At 54.6% G+C, this 19,493-nt stretch carries 16 protein-coding genes and 1 tRNA gene; 11 read left to right on the forward strand and 6 right to left on the reverse strand.

The features are described from left to right. The first annotated feature begins 201 nt into the window (after positions 1–201). Positions 202–1,392 carry an MFS transporter gene (locus OMR58_RS15380; RefSeq protein WP_264546339.1) on the forward strand — a complete coding sequence of 397 codons (1,191 nt, stop codon included), beginning with the start codon at positions 202–204 and terminating at the stop codon, positions 1,390–1,392. A gap of 143 nt (positions 1,393–1,535) precedes the next feature. On the opposite strand, the gene OMR58_RS15385 is transcribed toward OMR58_RS15380, so the two are convergent. Together OMR58_RS15385 and OMR58_RS15390 are read right to left on the reverse strand one after the other, a co-directional pair. After that, positions 1,536–2,987, reverse strand: coding sequence for a DASS family sodium-coupled anion symporter (locus OMR58_RS15385; RefSeq protein WP_444861321.1), 1,452 nt, complete (start codon positions 2,985–2,987; stop codon positions 1,536–1,538). Positions 2,988–3,140: 153 nt separating this feature from the next. After that, entirely contained in the window at positions 3,141–4,481 is a 1,341-nt protein-coding gene (locus OMR58_RS15390) for an MFS transporter (protein ID WP_200560673.1), read from the reverse strand. Between the two features lie 329 nt (positions 4,482–4,810). Between OMR58_RS15390 and OMR58_RS15395 the strand changes: the two genes are divergently transcribed. Together OMR58_RS15395 and OMR58_RS15400 are read left to right on the forward strand one after the other, a co-directional pair. Continuing rightward, on the forward strand, positions 4,811–6,064 hold the full coding sequence (locus OMR58_RS15395) for a PAAR domain-containing protein (RefSeq protein WP_234471866.1): 1,254 nt from the start codon (positions 4,811–4,813) through the stop codon (positions 6,062–6,064). Further along, positions 6,057–6,446 carry a DUF943 family protein gene (locus OMR58_RS15400; protein WP_264546340.1) on the forward strand — a complete coding sequence of 130 codons (390 nt, stop codon included), beginning with the start codon at positions 6,057–6,059 and terminating at the stop codon, positions 6,444–6,446. The genes OMR58_RS15395 and OMR58_RS15400 overlap by 8 nt, the downstream gene beginning before the upstream one ends. Before the next feature lie 106 nt (positions 6,447–6,552). Here the strand turns inward: OMR58_RS15400 and OMR58_RS15405 are convergent. Beyond that, positions 6,553–6,647 (reverse strand) — tRNA-Sec (locus tag OMR58_RS15405). Between the two features lie 176 nt (positions 6,648–6,823). On the opposite strand from OMR58_RS15405, the gene OMR58_RS15410 reads away from it, so the two are divergent. Both OMR58_RS15410 and OMR58_RS15415 read left to right on the forward strand, forming a co-directional pair. Beyond that, the gene (locus OMR58_RS15410; RefSeq protein ID WP_200560675.1) at positions 6,824–7,366 is read left to right on the forward strand and encodes a cysteine hydrolase family protein; all 543 of its coding nucleotides are present in this window, start codon (positions 6,824–6,826) and stop codon (positions 7,364–7,366) included. Between the two features lies 1 nt (position 7,367). Beyond that, a complete protein-coding gene (locus OMR58_RS15415) occupies positions 7,368–8,291 on the forward strand; it encodes a GlxA family transcriptional regulator (protein ID WP_200560676.1) in 924 nt (307 codons plus the stop codon). Here OMR58_RS15415 and OMR58_RS15420 read toward each other — a convergent pair. Beyond that, a complete protein-coding gene (locus OMR58_RS15420; RefSeq protein ID WP_200560714.1) occupies positions 8,288–9,283 on the reverse strand; it encodes an acyltransferase in 996 nt (331 codons plus the stop codon). The genes OMR58_RS15415 and OMR58_RS15420 overlap by 4 nt on opposite strands. A 244-nt stretch (positions 9,284–9,527) precedes the next feature. On the opposite strand from OMR58_RS15420, the gene glyQ reads away from it, so the two are divergent. From glyQ to OMR58_RS15435, 3 genes are all read left to right on the forward strand, one after another. Then, entirely contained in the window at positions 9,528–10,439 is a 912-nt protein-coding gene (gene glyQ / locus OMR58_RS15425) for a glycine--tRNA ligase subunit alpha (protein ID WP_105593659.1), read from the forward strand. 9 nt (positions 10,440–10,448) lie between these two features. Next, positions 10,449–12,518 carry a glycine--tRNA ligase subunit beta gene (glyS, locus tag OMR58_RS15430; protein ID WP_200560677.1) on the forward strand — a complete coding sequence of 690 codons (2,070 nt, stop codon included), beginning with the start codon at positions 10,449–10,451 and terminating at the stop codon, positions 12,516–12,518. Between the two features lie 133 nt (positions 12,519–12,651). After that, positions 12,652–13,698 (forward strand): NAD(P)-dependent alcohol dehydrogenase, encoded by a 1,047-nt coding sequence (locus tag OMR58_RS15435; protein ID WP_200560678.1) that lies wholly within the window; start codon positions 12,652–12,654, stop codon positions 13,696–13,698. Positions 13,699–13,747: 49 nt separating this feature from the next. Here OMR58_RS15435 and OMR58_RS15440 read toward each other — a convergent pair whose 3' ends face one another. Beyond that, the gene (locus OMR58_RS15440) at positions 13,748–14,044 is read right to left on the reverse strand and encodes an HTH-type transcriptional regulator (protein WP_200560679.1); all 297 of its coding nucleotides are present in this window, start codon (positions 14,042–14,044) and stop codon (positions 13,748–13,750) included. A gap of 453 nt (positions 14,045–14,497) precedes the next feature. On the opposite strand from OMR58_RS15440, the gene OMR58_RS15445 reads away from it, so the two are divergent. Beyond that, positions 14,498–15,211, forward strand: coding sequence for a DUF3053 domain-containing protein (locus OMR58_RS15445; protein ID WP_200560680.1), 714 nt, complete (start codon positions 14,498–14,500; stop codon positions 15,209–15,211). A gap of 112 nt (positions 15,212–15,323) precedes the next feature. Here the strand turns inward: OMR58_RS15445 and OMR58_RS15450 are convergent, their stop codons facing one another. Then, positions 15,324–15,605 carry a hypothetical protein gene (locus tag OMR58_RS15450; RefSeq protein ID WP_200560681.1) on the reverse strand — a complete coding sequence of 94 codons (282 nt, stop codon included), beginning with the start codon at positions 15,603–15,605 and terminating at the stop codon, positions 15,324–15,326. Between the two features lie 700 nt (positions 15,606–16,305). On the opposite strand from OMR58_RS15450, the gene OMR58_RS15455 reads away from it, so the two are divergent. Together OMR58_RS15455 and mtlD are read left to right on the forward strand one after the other, a co-directional pair. After that, on the forward strand, positions 16,306–18,234 hold the full coding sequence (locus OMR58_RS15455) for a PTS mannitol transporter subunit IICBA (protein ID WP_200560682.1): 1,929 nt from the start codon (positions 16,306–16,308) through the stop codon (positions 18,232–18,234). Positions 18,235–18,322: 88 nt separating this feature from the next. Next, positions 18,323–19,471: a mannitol-1-phosphate 5-dehydrogenase gene (gene mtlD / locus OMR58_RS15460; RefSeq protein ID WP_264546341.1), complete on the forward strand. Its 1,149-nt coding sequence runs from the start codon at positions 18,323–18,325 to the stop codon at positions 19,469–19,471. Positions 19,472–19,493 lie beyond the last annotated feature (22 nt).

A 19,493-nucleotide genomic window follows, 5' to 3' on the forward strand; every position in this document is an offset into this window, starting at 1 on the left:
ATCATATCCGGCAAAATGGCGGCGATAAAGCGTTTATCTGTGTTGAACTTCACGTATTTTGCAGTCAGTTTTAGCGATTTGTATGAGTGCGTGATTGTCAAGGACAACTCCTGACATTGCGGCGGCGGCGACATTATTGTTATCTGATAAGCGGATAAATCATGCCCGGGACTGGGCATTTAACTTGTGCAAAGAGACTCAATGAACGCTGAAATAACCCTGCCCCTGCGGCAGCAGAATAGCAATATTCTTCGCCTTGCCACCGCTCAGGCGCTGGCGGGTGCGAATGCGGTGGTGTTCTATACGACGGGGGCGATTGTCGGTAATAGCATTGCACCGGACAGCACGCTGGCTACCCTGCCGCTGACGATTTTTGTGCTGGGGATGGCCGCCTGTATTTTACCGCTCGGCGCGTTTGCCCGAAAATATGGCCGCAGAGCGGCCTTTCTGCTGGGCACCGGTACCGGGGTGATCACCGGCCTGGCCGCCGCACTGGCGGTGGTCATAGGTTCGTTCTCTCTGTTTTGCCTTGCCGCGTTTATGGGCGGAGCCTATGCGGCGGTGGGGCTGTCATTTCGTTTTGCGGCCACCGATGGCGTGGGCAAAGAACGGCGGGCACGGGCGCTTTCGCTGGTGATGGGCGGCGGCGTGGCGGCGGGCGTTATCGGCCCGATGCTGGTGACCGGCACGATGGATCTCTGGCCGCCGCATACCTTCGCGGTGACCTTTATTGCCCAGGCGCTGGTGGCTGCGATTTCCGCGCTGGTGCTTTCCGGCGTGAAGTCGGCCGAGCCGGTGGCGCAGAATAAAGCTGGGGCCGCTGGCCGCGCGCTGGCTGAAATTATTCGCCAGCCGGGTTTTGCCCGCGTGGTGTTTACCGGCGCGGTTGCCTATATGGTGATGAACTTTCTGATGACCGCCGCACCGTTGGCGATGCATATGCACGGCATCTCTCAGGAGGCATCTAACCTGGGCATCCAGTGGCACGTGATTGCCATGTACGCGCCGGGTTTCTTTACCGGCGGGCTGATTAGCCGCTTCGGTGCTTCTCGCGTTGCTGCTGCGGGGCTGGTGATTACGGCTCTTTCTGTGCTGGCCGGGCTGGCCGGAACGGAGATCGTACATTACTGGGTGTCGCTGATCCTGCTGGGCGTTGGCTGGAACTTTGGCTTTACCGGTGCTTCCGCGCAGATCGTTGATTTCCATCGCCCCGAAGAGAAAACTCAGGTGCAGTCGCTGAATGATTTCATCGTCTTTGGCGTGATGATTATTGGTTCATTTTCTTCCGGCGCGCTGCTGCATCTTTTCGGCTGGAATGCCGTACTGTGGGGATCGCTGGTGCCGGTAATAGTGGCGCTGCTGACGCTGATATCGATAAAAAAACTAGGATAACCAGGCATATACGGATAACGATTAAGTTGCAGACAGGCAGACAGGCAGACAGGCAGACAGGCAGACAGACAGACAGACAGGCAAGGCAGACCGGCGCTCAGCAGCAGACAGGCTGAGCGCCTGCCCGCTGGCGAACGTGAGTATTACCAGATGCCCACGATTTTCATCCATGCGCCGCCGGCCAGCAGCCAGATGGCGATAGACACGATCGATACCAGCAAGCTGACGCCCCACCACTGGCCGGTAGAGTTATAGCCGGAGCCGAACAGTGCCGGGCCGGGGCCGCCGGAGTACTGGGTCAGGCCCATCGACAGATTGGAGGTGTAGCCCAGCGTCAGCGCGGCCAGCAGCGGCGGCACGCCGACCGAAACGGATACCGCCAGGAAGGCCAGATACATCGCTGAAATATGCGCCATCGCCGAGGCAAAGAAATAGCGGGTGTAGAAATAAACCAGAATCAGCACCAGGAACACCAGCAGCCAGTCAAAGTGGCCGATGTAGCCCACGATGCCCTTAGAAATCCAGGCAATCATGCCGTATTTGTTCAGGGCGTTGGCCATCATCACCAGCACAGCGAACCAGAACATCGTATCCCACGCCGTTTTCTCTTCAATAATGTTCTTCCACGACATGATGTTGGAGAGCAGCAGGATCGCCAGGCCAATAAAGGCTGACAGCGTGGCGGGGATCTGGAAGAAGATATCGCCCGCGGTCCACAGCACGATCAGCAGCACGAAGTCGAACGCCAGAATTTTTTCGGCAAGGGACATCGGACCCATTTTGCGCAGTTCTTCCCGCGCGATGCCCGGTATTTCCGGCGTTTTTTTCAGTTCCGGTGGATAAATATAATAGAGGCACAGAGGAATAATCAGCAGCGTCAGCAGACCGGGTACGATGGCACCTAAGAACCAGATCCCCCAGTTAACCTGAATCCCCTGGCTGGCAGCCAGCTCGGCAATCAGCGGGTTCCCGGCCATCGCCGTCAGGAACATTGCGCAGATAATGGCATCAATCTGCGAAACGCAGATCATCAGAAACGCCCCGGCCTTTCTGGCCGTTGGCCCCGGCTCGGACTGGTATGCGGTAGCAATCGACTGGGTGATGGGATACATAATGCCGCCGCCGCGCGCCGAGGCGGAAGGAATGCCCGGGCCGAGTACCATATCGGACAGTGCCAGACCGTAAGCCACGCCGAGCATGCTGTGCCCGCATTTCGAGATAAACCACAGCGCGATGCGTCTGCCCAGCCCGGTTTTAATCACCGCGCGGGAGATAAACATGGCGATACCGATCAGCCAGATCGTGCCGTTGGCAAAGCCGGACAGCGCGGCTACTTTGCCGCTGCCACCGCCGGAGATCGGCGTCAGCCCGGTCATTGCCGAGACGACCAGCGCCACCATGGTTACCGCGCCCATCGGCATCACTTTTAAAATAATCGCCAGAATGGTCGCGGCGAAGACCGCAAACATATGCCACGCAACAATATCCAGGCCGGTGGGTGGTGGCATAAACCAGATTAGCAGGCCCACAAAGAGCGTTAAAACGCCCTTCCACAGTGGAAATGCCAGTTTTACCTGCACTTGTTCAGTCATCATTATTTCCCTTTATTTTCCCCTACCTCCTTTTTGAACAAAAACAGGCATGCACATCTTGATGGATATCAAGAATGGTAATTAATCCATCTTAATTTACTTATTACAGGGGGAGGTGAAGCTTATCCTGCCCCGGCGGGAGCAGGATAACGGGGTTTATGCAACGCTCAGATTCTGCGTTTTATAGCGCTGCAGCTTATACAGCGTGGCTGCCGCCGCGAGCAGTGCCGGCACGCTGAGGAACATCAGGATACTGTCGGCCTGCCATTGCTGAGAAAGCAGCTGTGCGCTCATCATGGTGCCTGCCACGCCGCCAAAGCGCCCGACGCCCTGCATCCACGCAATTCCCGTGGCACGGCAGTGGGTTGGATAAAAGGTGGCTGCCAGGGTTTGCAGGCCCGACTGCGCACCGTTCATGGTAATGCCCATCAGGAAGATCAGCCCGCCGAACAGGACGATATGGTTGTTCTCAAAGCCCAGCGCCAGCGCAAACAGCATTGTCAGGGCAAAACCGGTCATCACCACTTTGTGTGCTTCCCACCTGTCCATCATCCAGCCCGCCAGCAGGATCCCCGCCGTGCCGCCGAAGGTAAACAGCGAGGTCAGCCAGGCGGATTCCGCCAGTGGATAGCCCATCCCCAACATCAGTGTCGGCATCCAGCTCAGCAGCACGTAATAGATCACCAGCCCCATAAAATAGGTCATCCACAACATCAGTGTACCGGCCAGCCACGGCTGGCTGAACAACTGCGCCACGCTGCCTTTTTTGCCGGTGGTACGATCCTCGTCCAGATAAAAATGCGTCACCTGCGCCAGGTTCCCGGCAATAAACCGCTGGGCAATGCGCCGGATTTGCACAATGTCTTTACCGCGATGCACCAGAAATTTGACCGACTCCGGCAGGAACAGAACCAACAACACGGTGAGCGCCAGCGGCGCAATCGCTCCGGCCAGCAGCACGCTGTGCCAGCCATAGTTAGGGATCAGCCAGGACGAGATCGCCCCGCCGCCCGCCGCACCCAGCGGAAAGCCACAGTACATGGTGTTTATTGCCATAGAACGGCAGCGCTTCGGGGCAAACTCCGAGACGAGCGTAATCGCATTCGGCATCGCCGCACCCAGCCCGAGGCCGGTCAGAAAGCGCCACAGCGTCAGTGTATTCAGTGTTTGTGCATAGGCGGTACCCAGGCTGGCAAGCCCGAAGAACAGGCAGGAGAAAACCAGCACCTTTTTACGCCCCAGCCTGTCCGAGGCCGGCCCGGCGATTAGCGCACCGATGGAAAGCCCGAGCAGCGCGGCGCTTAATACCGGCCCGAGGTCCTGCCTTTTAATTCCCCAGTCGCTGGACAGCGTGGGGGCGATATAGCCCATCGCCGCCGTGTCGAACCCGTCGATGGCGAGGATCAGAAATCCCAGGATGATAATCACCCAGTGAAAGCGTGAAACCGGTGCTTCGTCGATTGCCTGCTGGATATTCACTTTACCCGAATAAACCATGTAACCCCCGCCCGTTGTGATGTTGCAATGTGTGTCTTCTGTTCATGTATTTTCCTGTATATACATTTGCAATCGACACAAAAAATTGTCAAATCGACTTAGCGTAAGTGTTAAGTAGTCGTTGTTTTTGGATAAAAAATGGACGGTTGATGAGGCTGGGGTTTTGAAGGGAAAGGGGGGATCTGAGGATGAGAAATAATGTGCTAATTAGACTGGCCCCATAGATCACAAGACGCTTGCGTCTGGATATATAGGGGCAAACCCAATTCAGTTCGGGTTGTGGCTTCTGTATGATGCTGGTTTTATAACCACTTAGGCCGTGAGGGATTATGGCAACGGGATTTTTTCTGTATCACCTGGATAAAACCACCTGCGGCGGGCGCATTCTTGCTGGCGCATCCGATGACACCTACGAAATCGGTGGCATCGAACGTCAGCAGGTCAGGGCGGGCGACCCTGTAACCAGCGGGAAGCATGAAGGTCGTTTCCGCGTCTGTGGCGGCATGGGTGACACTTATGAGGTCGGTGGCGAGCTGAAGGAGTGGGCGGGTTCGCTGGATAGTTACAGCTCCTGCCCGTGCCGCGCACGCTTTATCCCGTCAGTTCAGACGCATGCCTACGAAAGTAACTGTAATTCCGGCAGGATGGCAGAGCGGGAGAATACTGCCCGCAAGAAAAAACTGGCTGAGGCGAAGGAAAAGGGGCTTGAACCTATGCCTGTTCCAGCCCTGATTTATCAGACAAAGAACCGGATGGATGACTATCAGGCCAGGGACATGCATCACGGCGATCTGGATATCCTGACGCTCAGGAACCATTTTCGCATCGATGTTGATAATGTCTCAACAAAGGTTAATCCATACACCCTGACAGCAAAGGAGTTGTTTAACTCTTATCCATTTTTGTCCCCTTATGAGCGGGCCATGCTGCCGGATGAACCTGCCAGGACGGTGAGCAAGGAGGAAAGCGCGGGGCTGATGTTTGATGAATTCCGGGCGTTGGCGAAGGTGTTCTCCTTCCAGGGGGAATATCAGAACATCATTACGGAAATGATCGGTCATATGCAGGGCAACAGCGGCACACCGTACAGCAGTCCACTACTCGACAGGGCGCTGAAAGAGCAAATTCTGAATGACCGTTCCGAGCAAAGCTCTTTGCTACTAATTCGAGATATTCTGACGCCTGCTATTAACTACGAGTATGGATTTATTCCACTCGATAAAAAGGACAAGTTATTTGATGAGAAGGGCAACTTTAAGGACTTTAGCGGTGCTGTACTGCCTAAATTTGACCATCTTACAGATCGGACTAACGGGCTGGTGATTACCATCCATGATACCTGGTCGACGCATATTAGGCTGGAGTCGCTGGAAGTTGAGAGAGAGAGTTTCAGGGCAAAGGTGCATTATCGCATTCAGGATCACTTTGGCCTCGATGATGATGATGTACTGAACCCGCTATACCGGGAATTTCGTATCTTCCGGCTATGGTTCACGCTTCAGCGCTGGGATGAATACGGCTACAGACCGTTTATCACCGAGATGAATGCCACGGTAGAAATCAGCGGGAGGCGGGGTGAATAAGCGACTGATCGCGGGGGTTATCGCCACAGCTATCAGCGGTTGTCTACTCTGGCAGTACCTGACACCGGTTGAGATTGTGGCTGTACATAGAAACGTTATGCTTATCAGACATTTTCCGTATCTGAAAAGCCGTCAAATCGCCTGGTGGGAAGCTAACAAGGACATGATCCAGGCTAAATACGGTATACCGGGTAAAGGCGAAGCTGATTATTACAGTGTAGTCATTATGGACTTTGGTGAGGGGTATCGTATCGACAGAGGAACGGATGAAGATTCTGATCTACTGTGCTTTGATGAAATGTCCGTAGAGGCAAGATGTATCGAAAAACATCCCCGCCTGTGGATTCGGTTTAGTCAAAGTACAGGTCTGTTTTATCGTTAATCATATCCACTTCAAAAAGCATCTTCTTGAGATCCTTTTTTCGCGCGTAATCTCGCCCTGTAAACAAAAAAACCACCGCTACCAACGATGGTTCTTTTGCCGGAATTGGCGGAAGATCACAGGAGTCGAACCTGCCCGGGACCGCTGGCGGCCCCAACTGAATTTGAAGTCCAGCCGCCTCACCGGAGACGACGATCTTCCTTTTAATACAGAAGCGCGGCGAGTATACCATCGGTGATACCCTTATAAAAACCATGGTTTCATTAAATAAGATGTTTGATGTCCCGCAGCGGCAGCAACGTGTCCGTTTCTGACCTTCTTTCCCCCGCTTATCCTTGCCATCATAGGGTTATCCCTCTCAGGTAAGGAGTCCGAAAATGACCGATACCGTTTTACTGGTAATTGACGCGCAGCAGTCGTTCTATCATCGTGGCTATCAGCAAACCCCGGAAACGCCCGCATTTGAACAGGCGCTAAGCAGGCTCATTGCGGGCTGTCAGCAGAAAGAAATTCTGGTGGTGGACGTGCTGCATGTGGAAACGGAAGGCCCGTTTTCACCGGCGTCCGGCCTGGTGGTTCGCCTGCCGTTTCTGACCCATCAGGCGGCGCACAGCGTGAAAAAAACGGTACATAATGCGCTGACGGAATCCGGTCTGCTACAGTGGCTGGAGCAGCGGCAGGTGAAGCACGTGATTGTGAGCGGTATCCGTACCGAGCAGTGCTGTGAAACTACCGCGCGCGTGGCGTCGGACCTCGGCTACCGCGTGACGTTTGTGACGGAAGCGACGCTGACGTTCCCCATTACCCATAACGGCATTACGCTCAGCGTGGCGGATTTGCGCCATCGTACCGAAAGCGTGCTGATCGATCGCTTCGCCGCGATCCGCACGGTGGAGGAGTGCCTGCAGGAGCTTGCATAATATGACGATTCCGGTGTGGTTTTTGACTCTGCCCGGTGTGATGACCCTCGATCTGACCGGCCCGGCGGAGACGCTGAAGCTGGCCGATGGGGCCTTCAGCCTGCACTATATTGGCCCCGATGAAACCGTGCTGAGCTCCACGGATATGGCCATCAGCCGCATCCAGCCGCTGCCGGAAACGTTACCCCCCGGCAGCCTGTTGGTGGTGCCGGGCGTGCAGGACTCCTCGGTATGGTTTGACACCCCGCAGGCGATTGCCGCCCGTAACTGGCTGATGCGCATCCAGCCCGCGATTCATGCCCGGCATATTACCCTGATCTGCGTCTGCTCCGGCTCCCTGCTTGCCGCCCGCGCCGGGCTGATGCACGGCGTTGAATGCACCACCCATCATGAAGTGATTGCGCGTCTTAAAAACGCCGAACCTGCCGCTATCGTGCGGGAAAATCGCATCTTTATCGAAGATCGCGGTATCTGGACCAGCGCGGGGATTACCGCCGGTATCGATCTGTCGCTGCATCTGATTAACCACCTGTGTGGCTCGCAGATGGCGCTAAACGTGGCGCGGGAAATGGTGGTTTATTTCCGCCGCTCGGGGGATGATCCGCAGCTCTCGCCGTGGCTGCGCTACCGCAACCATATGCATCCGGCCATTCACCGCACCCAGGATCTGCTGATCCAGCAGCCGGAGCAGGAGTGGTCGCTGGATGATATCGCCGAGCGAGTCCATGTCAGCGCGCGCCATCTGACGCGGCTGTTCCGCCAGCATCTCGGCATCAGCGTACGTGAGTATCACGAGCAGCTGCGGCTGGCGATTGTCCAGCAGCGCCGCCAGCAGGGCGAAGGTAACGAGCAGGCGGCGCTGGCGGCAGGGTTCTCCTCCTCCCGCCAGCTGCGCCGCGCGCAGCAGCGCTGGCAGGCGGACTAGCTCACCAGGTGATGTTTATCGATGCGCTGCAGGCCAATGGCCAGCAGCAGACTGCCGCCGAGGGTGATGGCAAACACCAGCGGGATGTCGATCAACGGATGGTCGGTATTATCCAGCCCGTGGGTGCGCATATAGTGGATAAACAGCGCGTGGAAGCCGTAAATCGGCAATGAATAGCGCGAAATGGTGGCTAAAATCGGCAAAGGACGGTCGTTTAGCGTGTTTTTAAACAGCACCAGTAGACTAACGGCGGCAATAAACACCGCCGGGCCGCAGTAGAGATACCAGGTATCGGCGAAGGCCCCGTTAATCGCGAACTGGCGTTTGGTGCCGAAGGCAATCACCAGCACGCAGACGATAAAGGTTATCGCCGCCAGCCAGCTTACGCCCGGCCTGTCGGTTTTCATCGTGCCGATGGCCCGACCGGTCAGCGCGTACAGCAGATAGTAGATGGAATCCCCGTTGATATAGAGGTTTACCGGTAGCCAGTGAAAGCGGGCGATCGAACCGTCGACGGTATTCGGGTTCGCCAGCACAGCCAGCACCAGAATGACAATCGCCATATAGCCCGCGCTGACCGGCTTCACCTGAATCAGCGGTGAAAACATATAGATGGCGATAATCGCAAAGAAAAACCACAGGTGGTAAAAGATTGGTTTTTGCAGCAGGTTTTTCACCGAGGTGACTTCATTAATTGGCGTCAGCAGGGTGATATAGGCCAGCGCAATCGCGCTGTAGAACAGCAGGCACAGCACTACGCGCAGGAAATGGCGCTTCTGCGCGCTGCGCTCGCCAAAAAACAGGTAGCCGGAGATCATAAAGAAGATCGGCACGCACACCCTGGATGCCGAGTTCAGCAGGTTTGACAGATCCCAACTGTGCTCGCCGACCGACATCCCGGTGGTCACGTACCAGGTGGTGGTGTGGATCATTATCACCATCAAACACGCCACCGCGCGCAAATTATCTATCCAGCCAATTTTCTGCATTATTTCAATCCTGTTTGTCGGGAAAAAATCCGTATCGATGCCCGCTAAGCCTGGCCAGGGGAACGGACTTCAACAACCCGACGAGCAAAAACTCGGAACAGGACGAATAAAATGTGTGGCGTCGCCGACAAAAGCAGCGAATTCGATTAAATCACCGCCGTTATCATTACCATTTTGGTAATCAACCCGGTCAAAGGGTATACTGACGCCCACTTTTTTAACCACTCGTATCGCGTGCGAAATCAACATGCAAAAGTTTGATACCAAGACTTTCCAGGGCCTGATCCTGACCTTACAGGATTACTGGGCGCGCCAGGGCTGCACCATCATCCAACCGCTGGATATGGAAGTGGGCGCTGGTACTTCTCACCCGATGACCTGCCTGCGGGCGCTGGGGCCAGAGCCAACGGCGGTGGCCTACGTGCAGCCGTCACGCCGCCCTACCGACGGCCGCTACGGTGAAAACCCGAACCGCTTACAGCACTACTACCAGTTCCAGGTGATCATCAAGCCATCGCCGGACAATATTCAGGAGCTGTACCTCGGCTCGCTGAAAGAGCTGGGCATGGACCCGACCATCCACGATATCCGCTTCGTGGAAGATAACTGGGAAAACCCAACGCTGGGTGCCTGGGGTCTGGGCTGGGAAGTGTGGCTGAACGGCATGGAAGTAACGCAGTTCACCTACTTCCAGCAGGTTGGCGGCCTGGAGTGCAAACCGGTTACCGGTGAAATCACTTACGGTCTGGAACGCCTGGCGATGTACATCCAGGGCGTGGATAGCGTTTACGATCTGGTGTGGAGCGACGGTCCGCTGGGTAAAACCACCTACGGCGACGTGTTCCATCAGAACGAAGTGGAGCAGTCCACCTATAACTTCGAATACGCCGACGTCGATTTTCTCTTCGCCTGCTTCGAGCAGTACGAGAAAGAGGCGCAGAGCCTGCTGGCGCTGGAAAAACCGCTGCCGCTGCCTGCCTACGAGCGTATTCTGAAAGCCGCACACAGCTTTAACCTGCTGGATGCCCGTAAAGCCATCTCCGTCACCGAGCGTCAGCGTTATATTCTGCGTATCCGCACCCTGACGAAATCCGTGGCTGAAGCCTACTATGCCTCCCGCGAGGCGCTGGGCTTCCCGATGTGCAATAACAAGAAATAAGAGGCAGCCATGACTGAAAAAACCTTCCTGGTGGAAATCGGCACCGAAGAGCTGCCTCCGAAAGCCCTGCGCAGTCTGGCGGAGTCCTTCGCGGCTAACTTTACCGCTGAACTGGATGCCGCAGGCCTGGCCCATGGCGACGTGAAGTGGTTCGCCGCGCCGCGCCGCCTGGCGCTGAAAGTCGCCAGCCTGAGCACCGCGCAGCCGGATCGCGAAGTGGAAAAACGTGGCCCGGCGATTGCCGCCGCGTTTGATGCCAACGGCGTGGCCACCAAAGCCGCCGAAGGCTGGGCACGCGGCTGCGGTATCACCGTCGATCAGGCCGAGCGTCTGAGCACCGATAAAGGTGAATGGCTGGTGTACCGTGCGAAAGTGACCGGTGAAAGCGCGCAGGCGCTGCTGCCGGCGATGATCGCTACTTCACTGGCTAAGCTGCCGATCCCGAAACTGATGCGCTGGGGCGCGTCTGACGTGCAGTTCGTGCGTCCGGTGCATACCGTGACCATCCTGCTCGGCGATGAGCTGATCCCGGCCACCATTCTGGGCATCGACTCAGCGCGTACCATTCGCGGCCACCGCTTTATGGGCGAGCCGGAATTCACCATCGATAACGCCGACCAGTATCCGGCGATCCTGCTGGAGCGCGGTAAAGTGCAGGCGGATTTCGACGCCCGTAAAGCGACGATTAAAGCCGATGCCGAAGAAGCTGCCCGTAAAATCGGCGGCGTTGCCGATCTGAGCGACAGCCTGCTGGAAGAAGTCACCTCCCTGGTAGAGTGGCCGGTGGTGCTGACGGCGAAGTTTGAAGAGAAGTTCCTCGCGGTTCCGGCTGAAGCGCTGGTGTACACCATGAAGGGCGACCAGAAGTATTTCCCGGTGTACGACAACGCGGGCAAGCTACTGCCAAACTTCATCTTCGTGTCGAACATTATTTCGAAAGATCCGCAGCAGATTATCTCCGGTAACGAGAAGGTGGTGCGTCCACGCCTCGCCGACGCCGAGTTCTTCTTCAACAGCGATCGTAAGCGTCGTCTGGAAGATAACCTGCCGCGTCTGGAAACCGTGCTGTTCCAGAAAGAGCTGGGCACCCTGCGCGATAAAACTGACCGCATTCAAGCCCTGGCCGGTTGGATTGCTGCCCAGATCGGCGCGGATGTGAATCATGCGACCCGCGCTGGCCTGCTGTCCAAGTGCGATCTGATGACCAACATGGTGTTCGAATTTACCGACACCCAAGGCGTGATGGGCATGCACTATGCGCGTCACGATGGCGAAGCCGAAGACGTTGCGGTCGCGCTGAACGAGCAGTATCAGCCGCGCTTTGCCGGTGACGAGCTGCCGTCTAACCCAATTGCCTGCGCGCTGGCGATTGCCGATAAGATGGATACCCTGGCCGGGATTTTCGGCATTGGTCAGCATCCGAAAGGCGACAAAGACCCGTTCGCTCTGCGCCGCGCCGCGCTTGGCGTGCTGCGTATTATCGTCGAGAAAAACCTGCCGCTGGATCTGCAAACCCTGACGGAAGAAGCGGTGCGCCTGTACGGCAGCAAGCTGTCTAACGCTAAGGTCGTGGACGAAGTGATCGACTTTATGCTGGGTCGTTTCCGTACCTGGTATCAGGAAGAAGGCCACAGCGTGGATACCATCCAGGCCGTGCTGGCGCGTCGTCCGACCCGTCCGGCGGATTTCGATGCCCGTATGAAGGCAGTGTCTCACTTCCGTACGCTGGAAGCCGCAGCCACGCTGGCCGCCGCCAACAAGCGTGTTTCTAACATTCTTGCCAAGTCGAGCGAACCGCTGAACGACAGCGTGCAGGCCGTGCTGCTAAAAGAGAATGAAGAGATCAAGCTGGCGACCTATGTGTCTGCACTGAGCAGCAAGCTGCAGCCTTACTTTGCAGAAGGCCGCTATCAGGAAGCACTGATCGAGCTGGCTGAGCTGCGCGAGACGGTGGATAATTTCTTCGACAAGGTGATGGTGAATGCCGACGATCAGGCGGTGCGTATTAACCGCCTGACGCTGCTGGCTAAGCTGCGCGAGCTGTTCCTGCAGGTTGCGGATATCTCCCTGCTGCAGTAAGTCGCTACCCTAAGAGGCGGGCCATCGGTCCGCCTTTTTTATCGCACAGACACCCCGCCTTACAATTCCACCTTGCCCCTGAAGCTCCATTTCCTTACCCTGTGCGGTTTTTGCCATTCAGGTTAAGACAGTTATGCAATCCTTTGGATACGCTGCAAAGGCAGCCAACACCCCTCTCGAACCCTTCGAATTCAAGCGCCGCGACCTGCAGGCCGGTGATGTCCATATCGACATCCACTATTGCGGCGTCTGCCACTCTGACCTGCATATGGCGCGTAACGAATGGGGCGTCAGCCAGTTCCCGCTGGTGCCGGGACATGAAATCGTTGGGCGCGTTGTCGCCACCGGTAGCGACGTTACCGCGTTTAAAGCGGGCGATTTGGTGGGTGTGGGCGTGATGGTCGACTCCTGCGGCCACTGCGCTCAGTGCCACGGCGGTGAAGAGCAGTACTGCGAAGAAGGCTTTACCGCAACCTATAACAGTGAAGAGAAAACCATCGGCGGTATGACCTTCGGCGGTTACTCCGACAGTATCGTGGTCGACAGTAAATTTGTCGTCTCCGTTCCGGATAACCTGGAATTGAGCGCGGTAGCACCGCTGCTGTGCGCCGGTGTGACCACGTGGTCACCGCTTCAGCACTGGAACGTGCAGCCGGGCCAACGTGTGGGAATTATCGGGCTGGGTGGCCTGGGCCATATGGCGGTGAAGCTGGCGAGTGCACTGGGGGCCGAAGTGGTGCTGTTTACCACCTCACCGGCGAAAGGTGCCGATGCGCTGCGCCTGGGTGCCAGCCAGGTCGTGGTGTCGAAAGATGCAGAGCAGATGGAGAGCGTGAAGAACAGTCTGGATATGATCCTCGATTGCGTAGCCGCACCGCACGATCTGGACCCCTACCTCAATGCGCTGAAAACCAACGGTCATCTGGTTCTGGTCGGCATTCCTGACTCCCCGCATAAGTCACCCAACGTCACACCCATTGTGTTCAAACGCCTGAGTATTTCCGGCACCTCGATCGGCAGCATCAAAGAAACTCAGCAGATGCTCGATTTCTGCGGCCAGCACAATATCGTGTCGGATGTGGAGGTGATTCGTCTGGACCAGGTAGAAGATGCGTTTGAGCGGATGTTGAAGGGCGACGTGAAGTATCGTTTTGTCATTGATATGAAAGCGGGGCGCTAAGGTTTCCTGCATCAAACCCGCCCTGTGGCGGGTTTATTTTTTCGTTCTTTTATCTTTCCAGCAACTGTCGTCCCAGATACGGATTCGAATGAATCAACTGCATCAGCTTCTGCGCGCTGCCTGACGGTTTGGTGCGTTGTGCTTCCCAGCTTTTTACTGATGAAACGCTCACGCCCATTGCCAGGGCAAACTCATCAATCTGCATGCCGCTGATTTCCCTGATCCGTCTCGGTTCCGGCATCGCTGCTTCACTTTCTGTCATCGCGCCAGCCCGCACCACATCTCGCGTTAACACGATTTGTTCCAGGCTGGAGAGTAATTCAAGCATTGGATCTTTTGTTTCCATAAGCACACACCTCATTAAACTCACTTAATGTGAACAACCAGAGGAGTAGAGCCTCAAGCTCAGGCTCAGAATACTGGCGGACATCAACCGCTGGAAAACTGCGAGGCAGCACAGGGAAACGCCAGGAGCTTAAGTATTAGACTAATCCTGGTGATTCAGATCATATTTTTTAATTATTTTTTCGTTCTGCTTTGCAAAAAATGAAAGGCGTTATCTTAGTTGGGTTAGATGTCATAGGCTTAGGCACCATAACCGTGCTGGCCTGTCACAGTCTTGCCAATCTGCCAATCTGCCAATCTGCCAATCTGCCAATCTGCCCACCCGCATCGGCAATGATTGATACTGGACGGTCACATCAACGATCGCGCTATCCTTCGAAAACGAGTTCGACTATCCTTCATTCAGGATTTATCTTCTTCACAACCCGCAAGATAGTTAACAGGAGTTTTTTCCATGACCAAAGGACCTGCACGCATCTGGATGCGTTTGCTGGTGCCGTTTATGGCGCTGTTTCTGGTGCTGCAGCTGACCGGCTGCGGTGATAAAGAAGCCGACCAACGCAAGGCGTTTATCGATTTCCTGCAAAATACGGTGATGCGCAGCGGTGAGCACCTGCCTTCGCTGAGCGAAGATCAGAAGCAGAAGTTCGGCAACTACGTTAGCGACTACGCCATCATCTACGGTTTTTCTCAGCAGGTGAATAAAGCGGTTGATTCCGGATTAAAACCGGTTGTGGATGAGCTTTCCGCCATTCGTACCCCACAGGACTATCTGACTCGCCGTGATTCGCTGCGCCAGGCCAGCGGCTCTCTGGCCGTGCTGAATCAGCAGATTCAGACTGCTAAAACCCAGGCCGACAGCAGTAAAGCAACGCTGAAACAGCCGGAAGATCTGAAAACAGTCTATGACAACGTCTTTAATAAAGTGGTGACGCAGCCAGCGGATGCATTAATGCCTCTGCTGCCTACCCTACAAACGCTGAGCCAGGATGTGATTCAGGCGGGTGATTTCCTGCAGCAGCAGGGGACGCGCGTCACCTTTAACGGCTCGGCGGTGCAGTTCCCCACGCAGGAGCAGGCATCCGCTTACAACACGTTAATGAGCAATCTGAGCATGAATGCTCAGGCACTTAATCAGGCGCAAAGCGTACTGAACAGCGTTCAGTAATAGATGAGGTAGGGGAATCATCCTGCCCCGCTTAATTTTATTCTTCACGATATGAAAAAGGCCACATTGCTGTGGCCTCGATTTTTACCCATTCACGTGAATATAGTGAATGTTACCAGCAGCCGTTTGCCCATGCGTTAGCTGTTTCTTTACCACCGGCACCCAGATCGTCAACAATTTTGATCAGTGCGCTGCGTACACTTGGCTCTGTCGCAGCAACCATACGATAATCCATACCGCGATATCGTGGGTCGACTTGGGAATAAAGCTTGGCAACTTCCAGCAATGACTGAAGATGCGTTGCTGTTGCGCGCTCTTCATGCATGCCTATAACGCCGCATCCTGCACCGCTAACCTGTGAAAGTTCTGAAGTGGTTAGTTCACGAAGGCTCATTTTTTAATCTCCCTATTTTTTGATATTAGCGCTGACTTGGGGTCAACGCGCCAATATTAAATTGAATTTAATTTAAATAAATAGCATCGTATCCATAATTGGATGAAGTTAATGACTGATTTTTATTAAAAATGGATAGATGTTTCATAGCGGTTAATATCTAAATTTTAATGGAAATATTATGCACCTTATAGCACTAATTAGATTATCTAAAAAACGAGATTCATATTGTCAGATTTGGGATTAGCGTTTTCCTTTCAACATATCAAAGCATGATATTACCGCTTGCGGCGCTGTTTGCTACAGACCTGGCTCCGCTCCTGATGAGCTAAGCTTTTAAGTCGGAATAAGGGATTTTTGCACAAAAATTTCTTGTGATCTAAATCACACTTTGGAAACAAATATGGATTTTAACTATGTGATGAAAATCACATTTTTTAGCCGATTAAGGCTTTTAAGTGAGCCGTGCTCTTTTTTTACACAGTAAAAATGTGATCATTATCACCAAATAACCCCCCATTCCCATTCATTTATAGTGATCTTGATCACATATTATTGTGCGACTACGCAGCGTCATATTCGCGTGATAGAGTCCGCTTGCATACAGTGATACTGACGGCTTTTTCGCCGTAACCGTCTTCAAACAACATCAGCGCGCTCTCTTACATGGTCAGCGCGTACCAATAAGAGGTGTGCTTTTATGTCCTCATCAGATATCAAGATCAAGGTTCAGAACTTTGGTCGCTTTCTGAGTAATATGGTAATGCCAAATATCGGGGCATTTATTGCCTGGGGTATTATCACCGCGCTGTTTATTCCAACCGGATGGCTGCCAAACGAAACGCTGGCCAAGCTGGTTGGCCCAATGATTACCTATCTGCTGCCATTGCTGATCGGTTATACCGGTGGACGCCTGGTCGGTGGCGATCGCGGCGGTGTGGTTGGTGCCATTACGACTATGGGCGTGATCGTTGGTGCTGATATGCCAATGTTCCTCGGCTCAATGATTGCCGGCCCGCTGGGCGGCTGGGCAATCAAAACCTTCGACCGTCAGGTTGATGGTAAGATTAAAAGTGGCTTTGAAATGCTGGTTAACAACTTCTCTGCCGGTATTATCGGCATGCTGTTGGCTATCCTGGCATTCCTGGCTATTGGCCCATTGGTTGAAGGCCTGTCGCATATCCTTGCCGCCGGCGTGAATCTGATGGTGCAGAATAACCTGCTGCCGCTGACCTCTATCTTTGTTGAACCGGCAAAAATCCTCTTCCTGAACAATGCGATTAACCACGGTATCTTCTCGCCGCTGGGTATCCAGCAGGCCAGTGAAGCCGGTAAGTCCATCTTCTTCCTGATTGAAGCGAACCCGGGCCCGGGCATGGGCGTGCTGATGGCCTATATGTTCTTCGGCCGGGGCAACGCAAAACAGTCTGCCGGTGGCGCTGCGATTATCCACTTCCTGGGTGGTATTCATGAGATTTACTTCCCTTATGTGCTGATGAATCCGCGCCTGATCCTGGCCGTTATTCTTGGCGGTATGACCGGTGTCTTTACCCTGACCCTGCTGAACGGTGGGCTGGTTTCACCGGCATCTCCGGGTTCAATCCTTGCCGTACTGGCGATGACGCCTAAAGGGGCCTACTTCGCTAATATCGCGGCGATTGTAGCTGCCTTCGCCGTGTCCTTTGTGGTTTCAGCCGTTCTGCTGAAAACCAGCAAGGTTAAAGAAGAAGACGACATCGAAGCGGCAACACGTCGTATGCAGGAAATGAAAGCTGAATCAAAAGGCCAGTCAGCAACTGTCGCCGGTGCCGATGCACTGCACTCTGATTTATCCCACGTGCGCAAAATCATCGTTGCCTGTGATGCGGGTATGGGTTCCAGCGCGATGGGTGCGGGCGTACTGCGTAAGAAAGTGAACGATGCGGGTCTGAGTAATATCTCGGTGACCAATACGGCGATTAACAGTCTGCCGGGTGACGTCGATCTGGTGATTACTCATCGCGATCTGACGGAACGTGCGATGCGCCAGGCGCCTCATGCGCAGCATATTTCCCTGACCAACTTCCTCGACAGCGGCCTGTATAACGATCTGACCGCACGTCTGGTTGAAGCCAACCGCAGCGCTGAACATCGCGAAAAAGTGAGCACCACCCTCAGCGACAGTTTTGATGAAGGCCAGGAGCATCTGTTCCAGCTGACCGCCAGCAACGTGTTTCTCGGCAATCATGCTAGCGACAAAGAGCAGGCCATTCGCTTTGCCGGCGAGCAGCTGGTGAAAGGCGGTTACGTTGAGCCGGAATACGTTGAAGCGATGCTGGAACGTGAAAAACTGACGCCAACCTACCTGGGTGAGTCGATTGCCGTGCCGCACGGTACCATTGCCGCTAAAGACCGCGTGCTGAAAACCGGCGTGGTATTTTGCCAGTATCCGGAAGGCGTACGCTTCGGTGAGGAAGAAGACGACATCGCTCGCCTGGTGATTGGTATTGCTGCCCGTAACAATGAGCATATCCAGGTAATTACCAGCCTGACCAATGCCCTTGACGATGACAGCGTGATTGCCCGACTGGCGACCACGACCAGCGTGCAGGAAGTGTTGGATCTGCTGTCCGGTAAGACCAGCGCCTGATTCAGCGAGTGGTGATGTATTTCCGTAAGGGCCGGGCATGCCCGGCCTTTTTTGGATCGATTCCTGAATAATTTAAGTGGGTAATATCATGAAAGCTTTACATTTTGGCGCGGGTAACATTGGCCGGGGATTTATTGGTAAGCTGCTGGCCGACGCCGGTATTCAGCTGACGTTTGCTGATGTAAACCAGGTTGTACTGGACGCAATTAATGCTCGCCATGAGTACCCGGTTCACGTGGTGGGTGAACAGGCACAGGTTGAGGTAGTAAAAGGTGTGAATGCAGTTAACAGCACCAGCGACGATATTGTCGACCTGGTGGCTGAGGTTGATATCGTTACCACGGCGGTTGGTCCACAGATCCTCGAACGCATTGCCTGCGGCATCGCAAAAGGGTTGGCCAAACGCAGTGATAACGCTAATTCCCGTCCTCTGAATATTATCGCCTGTGAAAACATGGTTCGCGGTACTACACAGTTAAAAGGCCACGTGCTGAAAGCGCTACCCGAGCAGTATCATGCCTGGGTTGAAGCGAACGTGGGCTTTGTGGATTCCGCCGTTGACCGCATCGTTCCGCCTTCTGAAGCGGGCAGCAGCGATCCGCTGGAAGTGACGGTAGAAACCTTCAGCGAATGGATTGTCGATCAAACCCAGTTTAAAGGACCACTGCCTGCTATCCCGGGTATGGAGCTGACTGACAATCTGATGGCATTTGTTGAACGTAAACTGTTCACGCTCAATACGGGGCATGCCATTACCGCCTACCTTGGACAGCTGGCGGGGCATAACACCATTAGTGAAGCGATTCTTGACCCACAGGTGCGTACGGTGGTTAAAGGTGCAATGGAAGAAAGCGGTGCGGTGCTGATCAAGCGTTACGGATTTGAAGCGGATAAGCACGCGGCATATATCCAGAAAATCCTGGGCCGTTTTGAAAACCCCTACCTGAAAGATGACGTTGAGCGGGTGGGTCGCCAGCCGCTGCGTAAACTCAGCGCCGGGGATCGCCTGATTAAGCCAACGCTGGGTACGCTGGAATATCAGCTTCCTCATGAGAACCTGGTAACCGGAATTGCCGCCGCGCTGCGTTATCACAGTGAGCAGGACCCGCAGGCGCAGGAACTGGCAGAGCTCCTTGCGAAGCAGGATGTCGCGACCACGCTGGCGCAGATCTCTGGCCTTGATGCCAATAGTGATGTGGTTAAGGCCGTAGTGAAAGTCTGGAGCGCTATGGCATAATGCCGGTGAACGCGCTCCTCAG

Source organism: Erwinia sp. INIA01, assembly GCF_025947915.1.
Taxonomy (GTDB): domain Bacteria; phylum Pseudomonadota; class Gammaproteobacteria; order Enterobacterales; family Enterobacteriaceae; genus Erwinia; species Erwinia coffeiphila.

Excerpts from the sequence above, each read along its gene's own strand:
- OMR58_RS15385 (WP_444861321.1), bottom strand. The coding sequence starts at position 2,987 with ATGATGACTGAACAAGTGCAGGTAAAACTGGCATTTCCACTGTGGAAG.
- OMR58_RS15410 (WP_200560675.1), top strand. The coding sequence starts at position 6,824 with ATGACCGATACCGTTTTACTGGTAATTGACGCGCAGCAGTCGTTCTAT.
- OMR58_RS15445 (WP_200560680.1), top strand. The coding sequence starts at position 14,498 with ATGACCAAAGGACCTGCACGCATCTGGATGCGTTTGCTGGTGCCGTTT.
- OMR58_RS15440 (WP_200560679.1), bottom strand. The coding sequence starts at position 14,044 with ATGGAAACAAAAGATCCAATGCTTGAATTACTCTCCAGCCTGGAACAA.
- mtlD (WP_264546341.1), top strand. The coding sequence starts at position 18,323 with ATGAAAGCTTTACATTTTGGCGCGGGTAACATTGGCCGGGGATTTATT.
- OMR58_RS15450 (WP_200560681.1), bottom strand. The coding sequence starts at position 15,605 with ATGAGCCTTCGTGAACTAACCACTTCAGAACTTTCACAGGTTAGCGGT.
- glyS (WP_200560677.1), top strand. The coding sequence starts at position 10,449 with ATGACTGAAAAAACCTTCCTGGTGGAAATCGGCACCGAAGAGCTGCCT.
- OMR58_RS15395 (WP_234471866.1), top strand. The coding sequence starts at position 4,811 with ATGGCAACGGGATTTTTTCTGTATCACCTGGATAAAACCACCTGCGGC.
- glyQ (WP_105593659.1), top strand. The coding sequence starts at position 9,528 with ATGCAAAAGTTTGATACCAAGACTTTCCAGGGCCTGATCCTGACCTTA.
- OMR58_RS15455 (WP_200560682.1), top strand. The coding sequence starts at position 16,306 with ATGTCCTCATCAGATATCAAGATCAAGGTTCAGAACTTTGGTCGCTTT.
- OMR58_RS15380 (WP_264546339.1), top strand. The coding sequence starts at position 202 with ATGAACGCTGAAATAACCCTGCCCCTGCGGCAGCAGAATAGCAATATT.
- OMR58_RS15435 (WP_200560678.1), top strand. The coding sequence starts at position 12,652 with ATGCAATCCTTTGGATACGCTGCAAAGGCAGCCAACACCCCTCTCGAA.
- OMR58_RS15390 (WP_200560673.1), bottom strand. The coding sequence starts at position 4,481 with ATGGTTTATTCGGGTAAAGTGAATATCCAGCAGGCAATCGACGAAGCA.
- OMR58_RS15415 (WP_200560676.1), top strand. The coding sequence starts at position 7,368 with ATGACGATTCCGGTGTGGTTTTTGACTCTGCCCGGTGTGATGACCCTC.